We start from the raw sequence: 15,119 nt of genomic DNA, 5'->3' as shown, positions 1-15,119 counted from the left end.
GCCGTCGTAATTTTCCGGACGCCTGCAGCCCAGCCCCTATAGTCGGAGGATGGAACAGCGGATATTGGGGAAAACCGGCCGGACCGTTTCCGTGGTGGGGCTGGGCACGTGGCAGCTCGGAGCGGATTGGGGCGCCGTTGATCCCGAACAGGCGCAGGCCGTCCTTGCGGCGTCGGCGGAAGCAGGCGTGACGTTTTTCGACACCGCCGACGTGTACGGCGACGGGCGCAGCGAGCAGGCCATCGGCGCGTTCCTGGCAAAGAACCCGGGGCTGGATATCACCGTAGCCACCAAGATGGGACGCCGCGCGGAGCAGGTGCCGGAGAACTATTCGCTGGCCAACTTCCGCCAGTGGGTGGACCGCTCGCGGAGAAACCTCGGAACGGACACCCTTGACCTGGTTCAGCTGCACTGCCCGCCAACGGCTGTTTACAGCAGCGCCGAGGTCTACGACGCCCTGGACACCCTCGTCGCGGAGGGGGCCATCCGCAGCTACGGTGTCAGCGTGGAGCGCACGGACGAGGCCCTCAAGGCGATCCGCCACAGCGGAACGGCCTCCGTCCAGATCATCCTCAACGCCTTCCGGCTGAAACCGCTGGATGAGGTGCTGCCGGCGGCCAAGGCAGCGGGGGTGGGCATCATCGCCCGCGTGCCGCTCGCCTCCGGCCTGCTGACGGGCAAGTACACCAGGGACACCGACTTCCCCGAGGACGACCACCGCAACTACAACCGCACGGGCAGCGCGTTCGACGTCGGGGAGACCTTCTCCGGCGTCGACTTCGAACTCGGCCTCAAGGCCGTGGCCGAGTTCGAACAGCTCGTCCCTGCCGGCGCGTCGATGGCCCAGACCGCGATCGCGTGGGCCGCCGCCCGGGACGGCGTCACCACCGTCATCCCGGGTGCCCGCAACGTGGAGCAGGCGCAGGCGAACGCCGCGGCAGCGTCCGTGGCACTTGGTGAAGAGTTCGACGACGGCGTCCGCTGGATCTACGACCACTACTTCCGCGATGCCATCCACCCCCGCTGGTAACGTGCGCGGCGCGAATTCTCCAGGGCGCACCGCTGTCGTGACCGGCGCGGGTTCCGGCATCGGCCGTGAGGTGGCCCGCCAGCTGCTTGCTGACGGCTACCGTGTGGCACTCGCCGGACGCCGTGAAGCCCAGCTCGAAGAGACGGCCGCACGCAACCCGGATACGCTGGTGGTGCCGTGCGACGTGACGCTGCCCGCCGACGTCGAACGCCTCTTCCAGACCGTCCGGGAGCGCTGGGGGCGGGTTGACGTGCTGTTCAACAACGCCGGCGTGTTCGGACCGGCGGCCGGGGTGGACGAGATCAGCCTCAAGGACTGGAACGACACCCTCGCGGTCAACCTGACCGGTGCCATGCTCTGCGCCGCCGCGGCCGTCCGCGCCATGAAGTCCCAGGAACCGCAGGGCGGCCGGATCATCAACAACGGCTCCATCGCCGCGCACTCACCACGGCCGCGGACCGTGGCGTACACCGTGACCAAGCACGCCATCACTGGATTGACCAAGAGCATCGAGCTGGACGGCCGCGGGTTCGGGATCACCTGCGGGCAGATAGACATCGGCAATACGGCCACGGAACTGATGGACACCATCGGGGTGGGCGCAGGTGCGCTGCAGGCGGACGGCAGCCGGCGCGTGGAACCTACGTTTCCGGTGGCGGACGCGGCCCGGGCGGTACTGATGATGGCCAACATGCCGGCATCTGCCAGCGTGGGTTCGGTGGTCATCACGGCGGCAGGCATGCCGTTCATCGGCCGCGGCTGACGTCGCCGGAAACTTCCCGCGAACCAGCAACTATCTAGAGCGGGAGAAGTGCGGCGAGGTCCGCGCGGAGGCCGGAGGCGGACACCTGCCCGGCCGCGACTGCGTCCGCCCAGCGCAGCCTGCCGCTGACCATCGCAAGCCAGGTGGCGGCGTCGCACTCGATGACGTTCGGCGGAGTCCCGCGCGTGTGCCGGGGCCCCGCCACGCACTGCGTCACGCCGAACGGCGGCACGCGGACCTCCACGGAGTTCCCGGGCGCCCGGGCCGTGACCTCCTCCAGCGAGTAGCGCACGGCGGTGGCCACCACGGCACGCGGAACGGGAACGGCCGACGCCGGGGCGGTGCCTTCCAGCCACGCCTGCAGCGCCGCCTTCCCTTCTTCAAGGCCTATACGACGGCGGGCCACGGCCATGCGCGCGGACTCCTTTCCGGAGTGGTCAAATACGTCCCAGTCAGTTGAAATGCGTCAGTCCAGCAGCGCGGAAACGGCCGGGCCCAGCCGGATCTTGCCCACCGGCCGCCCGCCGCCCAGTACGGGTTCCACGACTTTTTCCAGGACGCTGGCGACTCCGGGGATCTCCACGGCACCAGCGGCTGCCAGAAGCGTCAGCGCTACCAAGGACGTGGCCCGGACGTTCCCGTCCAGAATCTTCACGGCCACCGAAACGCCCTGCGGGGTGGCCATGGCAAGCACCCCCTCGGCGCCGATCTTGGCGATGATTTCGAGCTCGTCCATGACCAGGGTGTTGGCCTCGCCGTGGCCTTGGACCGCCCAGGGGTAGTCCAGCATGGAGGTGGCGATGGTGGCCGCCCGTGCACTGAAGCTCTGGTCGCCCGGTGCCTTGGCCAGCTGCGAGTATCCGCGGGCAAGGCCCTTGAGCGACACCGCCGCAACGGGTGCGCCGCAGCCGTCGATGCCCAGGTGCGCGATCTTCTCGTCTGTGTACTCCTCGATCACGGTGCGGATCCGCTGCTGCAGGGGATGGTTCGGCTCCAGGTAGCTGCCGGTGTCCCACTGGTTTTCGGTGCAGGCCCACAGGAAGGCCGCGTGCTTGCCGGAGCAGTTGAAGGCGAGCCGGGACTTGCCCCGTTCCGAACGGACCAGCCAGTTCCGGGCGGCCTCGTCCTGCGGCCACGCCGCCGGGCACTGCAGTTGGTCCTCGCGCACGCCAGCCGCCTTGAGCATGCCGGACACCACGTCCATGTGGTCCAGCGACCCGGTGTGGCTGCCGCACGCGATGGCCACCTGGGCGCCGCGCAGCGGTACGCCGGACTGCATGGCGGCCAGCGCCTGGAAGGGCTTAAGGGTGGACCTGGCGTAGATGGGGGTGTTGATGTCACCCAACTCCGTGACCACCGAGCCGTCGGCGGCGAGCAGCACGGCCGAACCGATGTGCCGGGACTCCACGAAGCCGCTGCGCTCTATCACGGCCAGTTCGACGGCGGAGTCCACGGTGAAGGTAGCATGCGGATTGTGCGGCATGCTGCCCAGTCTAGGGCCCGAGGCGCGCGCGGCCAGGCAGCCGCGCAGGGCAGGACGGGCCCGGGCGGACCGATCGCTACTCCACCGTGACCATCACGGACTGCCAGCCGGAGGCGCCGTCCGGGACGGGATCCGCCCGCTGTTCGGTCTGGACCTCACCCGAGCCGTCCGTGGCCCGGACCTTGATGTAGTGCGCGCCGGGTGCTGCATCCCACTCATAGGACCACTGCCGCCAGGTATCCACGGACGCCTCGGCGGAGAGGGCCGCCTCAACCCAGCCGCCGTCGTCGATCTGCAGCTCCACCTTGGTGATGCCGCGGGTCTGCGCCCAGGCGGTGCCACCCACGGCCACCTTTCCTGCCGGGACCTTGGCAAAGGACCTGGGCACGTCCACGCGCGCCATCGTCTTGATGGGACCCCGCTCGGACCAGCCGCGCTGGGTCCAATAAGCCTTGTTGTCCGCAAAGCGGGTCACCTCCAGGTCCACGACCCATTTAGTGGCCGAGACGAACCCGTACAGCCCCGGCACGACCATGCGCACCGGGTAGCCGTGCTCCAGCGGCAGCGGTTCGCCGTTCATGCCGATGGCGAGCATCGCGTCGCGGCCGTCCTGCAACACGGGCAGGGGAGTGGAGGCGCTGAAGCCGTCTATGGAGGTGGACAGCACCATGTCCGCGCCGTCCTGGGGCCGTGCCAGCTTAAGGACGTCCCGAAGCGGCATGCCCAGCCATTTGGCGTTGCCGGCGAGGTTGCCGCCCACCGGGTTTGAGACGCAGGTGAGGGTCACGTGCGATTCGATCAGGTCGGCGTCAAGCAGGTCCTGGAAGGTGAGCGTGACCTCTTCTTCCACCATGCCGTGCACCCTCAGCTTCCAGTCCGCGAGGTTGATCTGCGGGACGCTGAGGGCGGTGTCGATGCGGTAGAAGTCGTCGTTGGGGGTGAGCCACGGGGGCATGCCGGGCGCCGGGGACTGGACGGCGGCCGGCACGGCGGGTGCTGCTTTGGCAGGGGCGGGCAGCCGGAGCGCCTCACGGGCCTTGGCGATGTTGCTCCGCGCCGAGCTGAGCATTCGTCCTCCGGTCGCGGCAGCGGCGGCGGCGAACGCGGCCACTCCCGCAGCGGCGAAGAACCCGCGCCGGCTGGGCCGGCCGGCGGCAGCGTCCGCGGCAACATTCGCCGGCACTTCGGGCCACGGCGCCAGCTGCCACAGCCGCACTGTGAGCCACCGCAGCACAGCAAGCCCCGCCAGGGTCCCCACCACGGACGGGATGGCATCCACGGGCTCCACACCTGCGCGGGTCACCACGCTGGCCACGATCACGGCGCCCATGAACAGCACGCCCAGTACGCCCAGCGTCCACTTCCGGTAGGCCACAACGCCCAGGACACACGCGAGTACGCCGATAGTCATGCCCATGCCCGCGAACAAGGCCACCTTGTCATTGGTGCCGAACGTGTCGATGGCGAAGTCCTTCAGCCAGGACGGCGTGAAGTCGATGAACGTCGAACCCAGCGCGATCAGCGGCGCGGCGCGGGCGGTGAAGAAAGCACCCACCAGTTCCGCCACGGAAAGTACGACGGCGGCGCTCACCACGCCTGCCAGCGCGGCCATGGCATAGGGCCCCTTGAGCCACTTCCGAAGCTTGTTCATGCAAGGGATTCGCAGCCGGATGCGCGGCGGATTGCCGGGGCGGCCGGTCAGGTCACAGCTTAGGAGCACGCAGGGTGCACAAAGTACCCTTGGAGACTGTGAAGGTACTCGTCATCGGCCCCGGAGGCCGCGAACACGCCATTGTCCGCTCCCTGCTTGCCGATCCCAACGTGTCCGAGGTCCACGCGGCGCCCGGCAATGCCGGCATCAGCAAGCTGGTCCCCACCCACAGCATCAACGGCAACGATCCGGAGGCCGTGGCCGCGCTGGCCACCAGGCTCGCAATGGACCTGGTGGTGGTGGGCCCGGAGGCTCCGCTGGCCGCCGGTGTCTCCGATGCCGTCCGCGCCGCCGGAATCCCGGTGTTCGGTCCCAGCAGGGCGGCCGCGCAGCTCGAAGCGTCCAAAGCATTCGCCAAGGAAATCATGGCCGAGGCCGGCGTCCCCACCGCAATGGCGTTGGTGGCCGCCAACGCCGATGAAGCCGCCTCCGCACTGGACACCTTCGGTGCACCCTACGTGGTTAAGGATGACGGCCTGGCCGCCGGCAAGGGGGTGGTGGTCACCCACGACCGCGATGAAGCGCTGGCCCACGCCCAAGCCTGCTTCAACGCCGGCGGCTCCGTGGTCATCGAGGAATTCCTGGACGGCCCCGAAGTGTCCGTCTTCGTGGTCTGCGACGGCCAGAACACCGTGGCACTGTCCCCGGCGCAGGACTTCAAGCGCATCTTCGACAACGACGAAGGCCCCAACACCGGCGGGATGGGCGCCTACACCCCGCTGGAGTGGGCGCCCGAGGGCCTGGTCCAGGAAGTGATCGACCGCGTTGCGCAGCCCACCATCAACGAGATGGCCCGCCGCGGCACCCCATTCGTCGGCGTGCTGTTCGTGGGGCTGGCGCTGACCTCCCGCGGCACCCGCGTCATCGAGTTCAACGTCCGCTTCGGCGACCCCGAAACCCAGGCGGTCCTGGCCCGGCTCAGGACCCCCCTCGGCTCCCTGCTCATGGCAGCCGCCAAGGGCGAACTGGACAAGGCGGAGGAGCTGCGCTGGGCGAAGGAGACCGCCGTCGCCGTCGTCGTCGCCGCCGAAAACTACCCGGACACGCCCCGCACCGGCGACCGCATCCGTGGCCTCAAGAAGGTGGAGGAGCTTGACGGCGTGCACGTGATCCACGCCGGGACCGCCCTGGATGAGGACGGCAAAGTGGTGTCCGCCGGCGGGCGGGTGCTCGCCGTCGTCGCGCTCGGCAGCGACCTCGTGGAGGCACGGGAAAAGGCATACGACGGCGTTGAGCTGATTAAGCTCGACGGCGGCCAGTTCCGCACGGATATCGGCCGCAAGGCCGCGCGCGGCGAAATCAAGGTAACCTCACGCGCCGCCGCCTCGGTGGCCGCACCGGAAGCGAAGGCCTAGCATGACTGAATCTCCCCGCGGCTTCAATGCCACCGCCCCGGACCTCCCCGGCTGGCGCCACGTCTACTCCGGCAAGGTCCGCGACCTGTACGAGCCGGTGGACGAGTCCATCGTGGAACGGGTGGGCCAGGAGTGCGTCCTGGTGGTCGCGAGTGACCGGATCAGCGCCTATGACCACGTGCTCACCAGCGAGATCCCGGACAAGGGGCGCGTTCTCACCCAGCTGAGCCTCTGGTGGTTCAACCAGCTGGGCGTGGAACACCACGTCCTGGCCTCCACCGTGGCGGATGGCGTGCCGGCCGAGGTTGAGGGCCGGGCCATGATCTGCAAGAAGCTGGACATGTTCCCCGTGGAATGCATTGCCCGCGGCTACCTCACCGGGTCCGGCCTTGTGGAGTACAAGGCGTCCGGAACGGTGTGCAACATCCCCCTGCCCGAGGGCCTGGTGGACGGATCCCGGCTGCAGCATGCCATCTTCACCCCGTCCGCCAAGGCCCTGATTGGCGAGCACGACGAGAACATCACCTATGACGCCGTGGTGGCGATGGTGGGTGACGACATCGCTGCCCGCCTCAGCGAACTGACACTGAAGATTTACACGACGGCGGAAAAGATCGCCCGGGAGCGCGGCATCATCCTGGCCGACACCAAAGTGGAATTCGGCTACGACGCGGTCTCCGGGTCCATCACGCTCGGCGACGAGGTCCTCACGCCGGACTCCTCCCGGTTCTGGGATGCCGCCACGTACCAGCCGGGCCAGGCCCAGCCGTCCTACGACAAGCAGTACGTCCGGGACTGGCTCACCTCGGCCGAATCGGGCTGGGACCGGGCCTCCGACACCCCGCCGCCGGCGCTGCCTGCGGACGTGGTGGAGCGGACCCGCAGCCGCTACATCGAGGCCTACGAGAAGCTGACCGGCACCAGCTTCGCCTAGCTCGCCTTGGCAGCGGCAGCCGCGCGCTGCTGCGCCAGCCTGATCTCAAGGACCGCGTCCAGCGCCTGCTGGACGCGGTCCGCTGCTCCGGCGGCACTGAAGGACTTCTGGGCTTCTTCCAGGTGCACCAGCGCCTCTTCCGGTTCGCCGGCCGCCTTGAGGGACTTACCCAGCAGCAGGGACACCTCGCCGGCCGTGTGCTTGGCAAGCGCGGAGCGTTCCTTATGGATTTCCCTGAGCTTCTCGACGGCGGCCACGATATCCCCGGTCAGGTAGAGCCAGCGTGCGCGGATGAAGGCGACTTCCAGCTGGTCCGACTTGTTCCCGCCCACGATGGACAGGGCCAGCTCTGCGCGTTCGATGGCGGAAAGGGTTTCGGGTTCCACGATGCCGGAGGACAGCCGGACGGCCGCCGATGCCTTGTTGAACCTGGCCCACAGCTCGATGTCGTTGGCAGGGGAGAGCAGCCGTGCCGCCCGCTCGTGGTGCTTGATCCCCTCCTGGTAATCGTGGCGCATGAAAGCCACGTTGCCGATGACCCAGGCAACTTCGCCGGCCAGCTGGGACATGGAGTGCTCGTCCACGTGCTCGATCATGTCCAGGCAGTATTTCCAGGCTTCCTCCAGCCGGCCGCTTTCGGCCAGGGCGCCGATCAGGGCACGGTGTGCGCCGATGATGAGGGTGGAGCCCCTGGGCAGCTGCGAGCAGAGCCGGACTGCCTCCATGGCGTGCTCGACGGCGGCGCTCAGCCTCCCTTGCCCCTGGCAAATGCCGGCCAGCATCTGCCGCGCGCGGACTGCGAGGCCGGCAGATTCCGTGGCCATGGGGTGCTCCAGCAGGTGCTGCATGATGCGTTCGCATTCCTGGAGGTTTCCCTGCTTCATGAGGCATTCGGCCTGCATGTAGGTCATATTCCACCAGGCGCTGGTGTTACGGCCGTCCAGCGCGGTCTGAGCAGCCGTGGCGGCATGGCTGGCAGCCAGGGAATAGTCCCGGAGGTCCCAGGCCTGCCTGGCATACAGTCCGGCCAGGACATACTCGGCGTCGCTGACGGAAATTGGCTGGCTCCAGGCCTCCAAGGCCTTGGGTGCCAGCTCCAGCCGGCGTGCCAGTTCCTCGATCACTTCGGCCGTAGGCTCCCTGCGGCCGGTTTCGAGTAGCGAGATGTAGCTCGGTGAATACAGGTCCCTGCCCAGTTCAGCCTGTGTCATCCCCCGTTCGAGACGCTCCGCCCGGAGCTTCTCCCCGAATCCGTTGCCCACGGGATTTCCTCCTCTGTCCGGACCATCTTTGTACCAAATGCTTGACAGTCCCTGTGGAAAACATTTTACAATGTATGTCAACAAGGACAGTGCTGACTTTGTAACGAATCCGACTCGTATTGAGGACCCTAATAATGTTCAAGAAGATCGCAACCGCTGCCGCCCTTGCCGGTGCGCTGGCGTTTTCTGCCGCGGCCCCGGCCGTCCTGTCTGCCGGTTCCCACGGGGAATCCACGGGGACCTCGGTAGCCGTTGGCAACTGGCCAGACCCGATGACCACTACCTCCAAGGGCAAGAGTGCGGAGGTCGAGAGGGGCAAGAGCGCCGAGCAGATCTCCTATGTCACCTACGTGGGCAACTGGCCGGACCCGATGTAACAGCTTCCTCACCAAGGAGGCATGATGGCCCCGGAGCTGCAGCTCCGGGGCCATTTCCTTTATCAATCTGTTACCGGGCCATATGACAAAAAAGAGGGCCTCCGCGTGGAGACCCTCTTCTTGTTGTGGTCGGGATGACAGGATTTGAACCTGCGACCTCTTCGTCCCGAACGAAGCGCGCTACCAAGCTGCGCTACATCCCGATCCGCTGCAAAAGCAACTTTACAAGGATAGCCGATGCGGGGTCCCGATGCGAAATCCGGGAGCGGGAACCGGCGCAGGCCCACTTGGCTGGCAACTGCCTCATGCCATGAAACGCTTCACGCACTTTCGCGAGGGGTCAGCGTGAGCAGCACGGCCTCGGGCTTGCAGGCAATGCGGACCGGCGCGAAGCGTGAGGTGCCGATCCCGCCCGAGACGTTGACCGGCGTCGTGCGCCCGTTGCTTTCCCAGTCATTCAGGCCCTTGGCGCGCCAGGTGGGGAGGTCGCAGTTGGAGACGAGTGCGCCGTAGCCGGGGATGCAGAGCTGGCCGCCGTGGGTGTGGCCGGCGAGGAGCAGGTGCGCCCCGGCCTGTGTGAAGTGGTCCAGCACCCGCTGGTAGGGAGCGTGGATGACCGCAACGCGGAGGTGGTCCTGCGCGTCCTGGTTAACCGTGCCCCGCGGCCAGCCGGCGTACCGTTCGCGGTTCAGGTGCGGATCGTCCACCCCGGAAAAGTCGAAGCGCATGCCGTTCAGGACCAGAGACTGGTGGCGGTTGGTGAGGTCCACCCAGCCGCCCATGCCGAACCCGGAACGCAGGCGCGGCCAGTCCAGCTCCTGCGGCTTGGGCTTCAGCCTGGAGGGGCCGCGCAGGTACGCGGCGGGGTTCTTCAGGGTGGGCGCGAAGTAGTCATTGGAGCCGGGCACGAAAACTCCGGGGAACTCCAGCAGGGGGCGCAGGGCTGCGAGCAGGGGATCCACGGCCTTCACGTGGCTGAGGTTGTCGCCGGTGTTGACCACCAGGTCCGGCTGCAGCTCTGCCAGGGACTCCAGCCAGGCGGCCTTCTTGTGCTGGCCGGGAACGAAGTGGATGTCGCTCAGATGCAGGATGCGGAACGGCTTCCGTCCCGGCGGGAGGATCGCGAGGGATTCCTCCCGCAGGACGAACTGGTTCTTCTCCCAAAGGCCGTAACCCAAGGCCACCGCGCCTGCCGCGGCCCCGGCCCCGGCAGTAAGTGCCAAGGCCCGGGCCGCGTTACGTGCGCTGTCCGCCAGGCTGCCCATAGCCATGGGTTAGTCGTTGCCCTTGGTCTTGCTGGGCTCGGGGGCGGGCTCGGCGGAGGGTTCCCTGGAGCCCTCGTTCTTCGGGGCGGACGGCTCGGGCCGCGGAACGAACGGCTCCGAGAGCAGGTTGCTCGGAGGTGCCGGGAACGGGTCCGTGCCGTAGGCCGGCGCAATCCGCGCCATGAAGTTCGAGAACATCGGTCCGGCAATCATGTAACCGTCGATGCCCTCGTAGAACTGGCCGTTGACCGTGATGTTCTGTCCGGCGCGGCCCTGGTTACCCAGCGGGTCACCGAACCAGGAGGCGGTGGCCAGGCCGGTTGTGTGGCCCACAACCCAGGTGGAACCGTTGTTGTTGGATGTACCGGTCTTGGCGCCGATGGGGAAGTGGGTGCCGGTGGAAATCCGCGGCTGGATCAGCGAGCCGGAGCCCCTGTTGAGGACCTCCTGCAACGCATAGTTGACACCTCGGGCGACGTCGGGCTTGATGGCGTCCCGGCAACTGCTGGACTGCGCCGGAAGGGCCTTGCCGGTGCCGTCCTTCACCGCAGTGATGGCGATGGGCTCGCAATACTTGCCGTCATTGGCGAACGTCGCAAACGCGCTGGCCATGGTCAGCGGGGCAGTCTGCGTGGAACCCAACAGGTTGGCCAGCGTAAACATATTGATCTTGGGGTTGGGGTCGTCCTTCGAGGGCAGGCCGCCGTGCAGGCCCACGGCGTCAACGATCTTCTGGATCCCACAGAAGTCCAACTGGGCGGCGGACGCGAACGTCACCGTGTTGATGGAGTTGTACAGACCCTCCAGCACTGACAGCGGCCGGTACCACTGGGGTTCGGCGTTCTGAAGGTCTTCCGCGGCGCCCAGGGCGGTCTCGTTGTCGTTGTAGGCGCCGGCCACCTGGCCGCAGGAGTTCCGCCACGGGAAGTCCAGAGGATAACGGCGCTTGGAAGCATCCACGACGGTCTTCATGGACTTGCCTTCATTGAGCCATTGCGCGAAGGTGAACGGCTTCATCGTGGACCCCGGCTGCGCGCCGCCCAGGCCGTTGAGGTCAGCGCCGTTCTTGTCCAGCTTGTCCACGTTGAAGTTCACCTGCGAGTCGAACCCGCCCTTTACGGGAAGGAACGTGGTGTTCTGTGCCATCGAGATGATCTTGCCGGAGTTGGGCTGCACCGAGACCATGGCCGCGCCCCACTTGTCCGGGTTCTTGCCGGCAGAGGCGTTGACCTGCTCCTGCGCCACCGCCTGGGCCTTGGGATCCAGGGTGGTGGTGATGGTGAGGCCGCCGCCGTAGATCAGGCGCTTGCGGTCCTGGGGGTCTGCTCCATACGCCGGATTGTTCTCCAGCAGGTGCAGCACGTAGTCGCAGAAGTAGGGCGCCTTGGACGCGTAGGCGCAGCCCTGGCGTGCCGGGGTGACCTTCGGCGCCACCGGTGTGGCCACTGCGGCGTCGTACTCGGCCTGCGTGATCTTCTTCTGGTCCAGCATGAGGCCGAGCACCAGGTCGCGGCGGGCCTTCGAGTTCTCCGGGTTGGAGATCGGATCGAAGGCTGATGGGCTGTTCACCAGGCCGGCCAGCAGCGCGGCCTGGGGGAGCGTCAGGTCCTTCGCGGAGGTGCTGAAGAAGAAGCGGGAGGCGGCTTCGATGCCGTACGCGTCCCGGTTGAAGAAGACGATGTTCAGGTAGCCCTCAAGGATTTCGTCCTTGCTGAATTCCTTCTCAAGCGCGATGGCCAGCTTCATTTCGCGAAGCTTGTCGCCCACGCCCTTGTTAACGCCGTTGAGCTTGATCTGGTCCTCGTTGCCCTCGGCGGCGAGGTTCGCGTTCAGGACGTTGTTGACGTACTGCTGGGTGATGGTGGAGGCACCCTGCTTGTTGCCGCGTGCGGTGCTGACCAGCGCCCGGAGAATGCCGGTGGTGTCCACGCCGCCGTGCTCATAGAAGCGGCTGTCCTCGACGGCGATGACAGCGTCCTTCATGAACGGCGAGATTTTGTCCAGGGAAACCTTGGTGCGGTTTTCCATGTAGACGCTGGCGATCTCGCTGCCGTCCGCAGCCAGGATCCTGGTGGTCTGGCTGGGCGGGTCAACCTTCAGCTCATCCGGCAGTTGGTCGAAGAACTCTATGGAACCACTTGCAGCGCTGCCGGAGACGGCCGCGGCCGGCACCAGGAGCCCCGCAGCCAGGACACCACAGATTCCACTCACGCCAAGGAAAAGAAGAATCTTACCCAGTGTGGTGGCAGTGTCGAATAGAGGGTTCTTGCGAGTCGCCATGTTTTCCACTTTACCGGCAAGGACTAGTCTTTCTCTCATGACCAAATGGGAGTACGCGACGATTCCGCTCATTATTCACGCCACCAAACAGATCCTGGACCAGTGGGGAGAGGACGGCTGGGAGCTCGTCCAGGTTGTCCCCGGACCTGACGGCAACGGACTGGTTGCCTACCTCAAGAGGGAGAAGCAGTAGCATGTCCACCCCCGCAGAATCCGCCTCCGCCGTGGCAGCGGCGCCCGCGTCCGCCGTCGAGCAGCGCCTTGCCGAACTGGGGCTGAAGCTCCCCGAGGTGGCCGCCCCGGTTGCCGCGTATGTTCCGGCCGTCATTTCCGGTAGCCACGTCTACACCTCCGGCCAGCTGCCGTTTATTAATGGCAAACTCCCAGCTACGGGCAAGGTGTCCACCGGCACCGAAGGCTACGCGGACGAGCCCACGGTCTCCCCTGAAGAGGCACAGCAGCTCGCCGCCGTCTGCGCCGTCAACGCCCTGGCCGCGGTCAAGAGCGTCATCGGAGACCTGGACCGGATCACCCGCATCGTCAAGGTGGTGGGGTTTGTCTCGTCCGATCCTTCCTTCACCGGCCAGCCGGGCGTTGTCAACGGTGCCTCCGAGCTCCTGGGCCGCGTCCTGGGTGACGCCGGGCAGCACGCCCGTTCCGCCGTCGGCGTAGCCGTCCTCCCGCTGGATGCCCCGGTAGAGGTCGAACTGATCGCCGAGTTCAGCTAGGACAGCCTTGCCGCATTTAGCCAGACGCCTGTTTGCACTGCCCCCGCATCTTGAAGGGGCGGCGCAAAGCTGGCTCGAACACGGCGAACGGACCCCCCGCGCTGCGCGGTTCGCCTCGTCCGTGGTCCTCCTGCGGGATTCCCCCAACGGCCTGGAGACCTGGCTGGCCTACCGGCCCGGCTCCTCGCCGCTGGGGGTCCTCGCGTTCCCCGGCGGTTCCGTCGACGCGTCCGACGACGATCCGGTCGGTTGGCTGGGGCCCTCACCCGGTCATTGGGCTGAGCAGATGGGAACGGACGACGTCGGGCTGGCGCGGCGTCACGTAGTGGGCGCCATTCGGGAACTGTTCGAGGAAACAGGCATCCTGCTGGCCGGGACGGACATGGCCAGCGTGGTGGAGGCGACCTCCACGCCGGAGTGGATGCGTGCCCGGCAGGCTGTGGCCGAGCAGGAAAAGACGTTCGGACAGGTCCTTGAGAAGCGCGGACTGTCGCTGCGCACTGACCTGCTGAAGTCGCTGGTGAACTGGCGGAGCCCGGACTTTGCGCACCGCCGCTTCGATACCCGTTACTTCGCCACCACGCTCCCGGTGAACCAGCAGCCGGTCATGCTGGAAGGCAAAGGCGTTTGGGGCCGTTGGGTCAACGCGTCCCAGGTGCTCGCGGACCGCAACACCACGGCGCTCGGCGACGAGGTGGGCCAGGAGAATACCGTGGGCCGCACCCTCAGTGAGCTGCTGGTGCCCGGCTCCGAGATCATGCTGGAGAAGATGGCTGCGGCCAACGGCTGCATTGCCTACCTCAGCTACAAGCGGAAGGCGCACGTGTACCAGCCGGTCCTCGTCGAAGAGGACGGAAAGCTGATGCTGGAAGTCGAAGCCGCGAAGACCACTCCGGACGATCCCCAGCGCGACCGCTGACCCTGCCCTCCGGACGCTCTCTCACTTAACGCCGGTTATACCCAAACGCTCTCTCACTTAACACCGGTTAAACCCAAACGCTCGCTCACTTTCAAAGGCAAAGTGAGCGAGCGTTTGACGTTTTAGTGCATCAAGTGAGAGAGCGTCGGGGCCGGACGCTAGCGCGAACGCTGGCGGAGGCGCTGCATGTCCAGGATGACCACGGCGCGGGCCTCGAGGCGGAGCCAGCCGCGCTGCACGAACTCGGCCAGGGCTTTGTTGACGGTTTCGCGCGATGCACCCACCAGCTGTGCCAGTTCTTCCTGGGTGAGTTCGTGTGCAACCAGCACGCCGTCCGTGGCGGGGCGGCCGAAGCGGTCCGCGAGGTCCAGGAGGGCCTTGGCGACGCGGCCGGGGACGTCGGAGAAGACCAGGTCGGACAGGGAATCGTTGGTGCGGCGCAGGCGGCGGGCCAATGCCTGCAGGAGCTGCGCGGACACCTCGGGGCGGGTGCGCAGCAGGTTGTTCAGGCTCTCGTTCTTGAGCCCGGCCAGGCGCGTTTCGGACACAGCGGTGGCCGTGGCGGTGCGCGGGCTGGGGTCGAACAGGGCCATTTCGCCGAAGAGCTCACCCGGGCCAAGAATGGCCAGGAGGGACTCCCGGCCGTCCGGGGACGTGCGGCCGAGCTTTACCTTGCCTGAGACGATGAAGTAGAGCTGGTCGCCCTGGTCGCCTTCACGGAACACCGATGCTCCGCGGGAAAGGTCCACCTCGGTGAGCTCGTCCGTCAGCAGACGGAATGCGTCGTCGTCGAGCGTGGCGAAAAGGGGTGCTCGGCGCAGTACCTCGATGTCCATGAAATCTCCTGAGTAAAAGTGTCGTCTGTGGCGCTTGTGCCATTGTTTCAGAATTTTCAAGGTTCTGTGACGAACTTGGCACCTGAGCCCCCGTGCCAGGAGCCGCGCATCACGTTCGCTCCCCGATGGTTGTCAGCCTGCGCCACTAGAATGGGGTTTCACCTGTTGATAAGGAG

15 protein-coding genes and 1 tRNA gene are annotated in these 15,119 nt (G+C 66.8%); 8 read left to right on the top strand and 8 right to left on the bottom strand.

The features are described from left to right. The first annotated feature begins 49 nt into the window (after positions 1–49). Entirely contained in the window at positions 50–1,030 is a 981-nt protein-coding gene (locus tag ACIQCM_RS06765; RefSeq protein ID WP_400604973.1) for an aldo/keto reductase, read from the top strand. Beyond that, a complete protein-coding gene (locus ACIQCM_RS06760; protein ID WP_400604971.1) occupies positions 1,008–1,793 on the top strand; it encodes an SDR family oxidoreductase in 786 nt (261 codons plus the stop codon). Before ACIQCM_RS06765 ends, ACIQCM_RS06760 begins: the two co-directional genes overlap by 23 nt. 34 nt (positions 1,794–1,827) lie before the next feature. Here ACIQCM_RS06760 and ACIQCM_RS06755 read toward each other — a convergent pair whose 3' ends face one another. From ACIQCM_RS06755 to ACIQCM_RS06745, 3 genes are all read right to left on the bottom strand, one after another. Further along, complete coding sequence (locus tag ACIQCM_RS06755) at positions 1,828–2,205, bottom strand: sterol carrier family protein (protein ID WP_400604969.1); 378 nt, start codon at positions 2,203–2,205, stop codon at positions 1,828–1,830. A 54-nt stretch (positions 2,206–2,259) separates the two neighbouring features. After that, complete coding sequence (locus ACIQCM_RS06750) at positions 2,260–3,276, bottom strand: asparaginase (RefSeq protein WP_400604967.1); 1,017 nt, start codon at positions 3,274–3,276, stop codon at positions 2,260–2,262. A 76-nt stretch (positions 3,277–3,352) separates the two neighbouring features. After that, positions 3,353–4,927, bottom strand: a complete 1,575-nt coding sequence (locus ACIQCM_RS06745; RefSeq protein WP_400604965.1) for a molybdopterin-dependent oxidoreductase — start codon at positions 4,925–4,927, stop codon at positions 3,353–3,355. A gap of 98 nt (positions 4,928–5,025) precedes the next feature. On the opposite strand from ACIQCM_RS06745, the gene purD reads away from it, so the two are divergent. Together purD and ACIQCM_RS06735 are read left to right on the top strand one after the other, a co-directional pair. Beyond that, a complete protein-coding gene (gene purD / locus ACIQCM_RS06740) occupies positions 5,026–6,342 on the top strand; it encodes a phosphoribosylamine--glycine ligase (RefSeq protein WP_400605453.1) in 1,317 nt (438 codons plus the stop codon). A 1-nt stretch (position 6,343) separates the two neighbouring features. Continuing rightward, positions 6,344–7,276 carry a phosphoribosylaminoimidazolesuccinocarboxamide synthase gene (locus ACIQCM_RS06735; protein WP_400604963.1) on the top strand — a complete coding sequence of 311 codons (933 nt, stop codon included), beginning with the start codon at positions 6,344–6,346 and terminating at the stop codon, positions 7,274–7,276. Here the strand turns inward: ACIQCM_RS06735 and ACIQCM_RS06730 are convergent. Then, positions 7,273–8,538, bottom strand: a complete 1,266-nt coding sequence (locus ACIQCM_RS06730; RefSeq protein ID WP_400604962.1) for a helix-turn-helix domain-containing protein — start codon at positions 8,536–8,538, stop codon at positions 7,273–7,275. The two genes, ACIQCM_RS06735 and ACIQCM_RS06730, sit on opposite strands and share 4 nt — an antisense overlap. A gap of 134 nt (positions 8,539–8,672) precedes the next feature. On the opposite strand from ACIQCM_RS06730, the gene ACIQCM_RS06725 reads away from it, so the two are divergent. After that, positions 8,673–8,915, top strand: coding sequence for a hypothetical protein (locus tag ACIQCM_RS06725; protein ID WP_400604960.1), 243 nt, complete (start codon positions 8,673–8,675; stop codon positions 8,913–8,915). 126 nt (positions 8,916–9,041) lie between these two features. Here ACIQCM_RS06725 and ACIQCM_RS06720 read toward each other — a convergent pair. From ACIQCM_RS06720 to ACIQCM_RS06710, 3 genes are all read right to left on the bottom strand, one after another. Further along, positions 9,042–9,118 (bottom strand) — tRNA-Pro (locus ACIQCM_RS06720). A 117-nt stretch (positions 9,119–9,235) separates the two neighbouring features. After that, entirely contained in the window at positions 9,236–10,186 is a 951-nt protein-coding gene (locus tag ACIQCM_RS06715) for a metallophosphoesterase (protein ID WP_400604958.1), read from the bottom strand. A 3-nt stretch (positions 10,187–10,189) separates the two neighbouring features. Then, positions 10,190–12,460 carry a transglycosylase domain-containing protein gene (locus tag ACIQCM_RS06710; RefSeq protein WP_400604956.1) on the bottom strand — a complete coding sequence of 757 codons (2,271 nt, stop codon included), beginning with the start codon at positions 12,458–12,460 and terminating at the stop codon, positions 10,190–10,192. 37 nt (positions 12,461–12,497) lie between these two features. On the opposite strand from ACIQCM_RS06710, the gene ACIQCM_RS06705 reads away from it, so the two are divergent. Genes ACIQCM_RS06705 through ACIQCM_RS06695 form a run of 3 tightly spaced genes read left to right on the top strand, consistent with a single transcriptional unit; the run spans position 12,498 to position 14,107 of the window. Further along, the gene (locus ACIQCM_RS06705) at positions 12,498–12,653 is read left to right on the top strand and encodes a DUF4177 domain-containing protein (RefSeq protein WP_009359196.1); all 156 of its coding nucleotides are present in this window, start codon (positions 12,498–12,500) and stop codon (positions 12,651–12,653) included. A gap of 1 nt (position 12,654) precedes the next feature. Further along, complete coding sequence (locus ACIQCM_RS06700) at positions 12,655–13,188, top strand: RidA family protein (RefSeq protein WP_400604954.1); 534 nt, start codon at positions 12,655–12,657, stop codon at positions 13,186–13,188. Between the two features lie 7 nt (positions 13,189–13,195). Next, on the top strand, positions 13,196–14,107 hold the full coding sequence (locus ACIQCM_RS06695; protein WP_400604953.1) for an NUDIX hydrolase: 912 nt from the start codon (positions 13,196–13,198) through the stop codon (positions 14,105–14,107). 158 nt (positions 14,108–14,265) lie between these two features. Here the strand turns inward: ACIQCM_RS06695 and ACIQCM_RS06690 are convergent, their stop codons facing one another. Further along, positions 14,266–14,943, bottom strand: coding sequence for a Crp/Fnr family transcriptional regulator (locus tag ACIQCM_RS06690; protein WP_009359192.1), 678 nt, complete (start codon positions 14,941–14,943; stop codon positions 14,266–14,268). Positions 14,944–15,119 lie beyond the last annotated feature (176 nt).

The organism is Pseudarthrobacter sp. NPDC092439, from assembly GCF_044754945.1.
Classification (GTDB): domain Bacteria; phylum Actinomycetota; class Actinomycetes; order Actinomycetales; family Micrococcaceae; genus Arthrobacter.
This window is presented reverse-complemented; position numbering and strand designations above follow the sequence as displayed.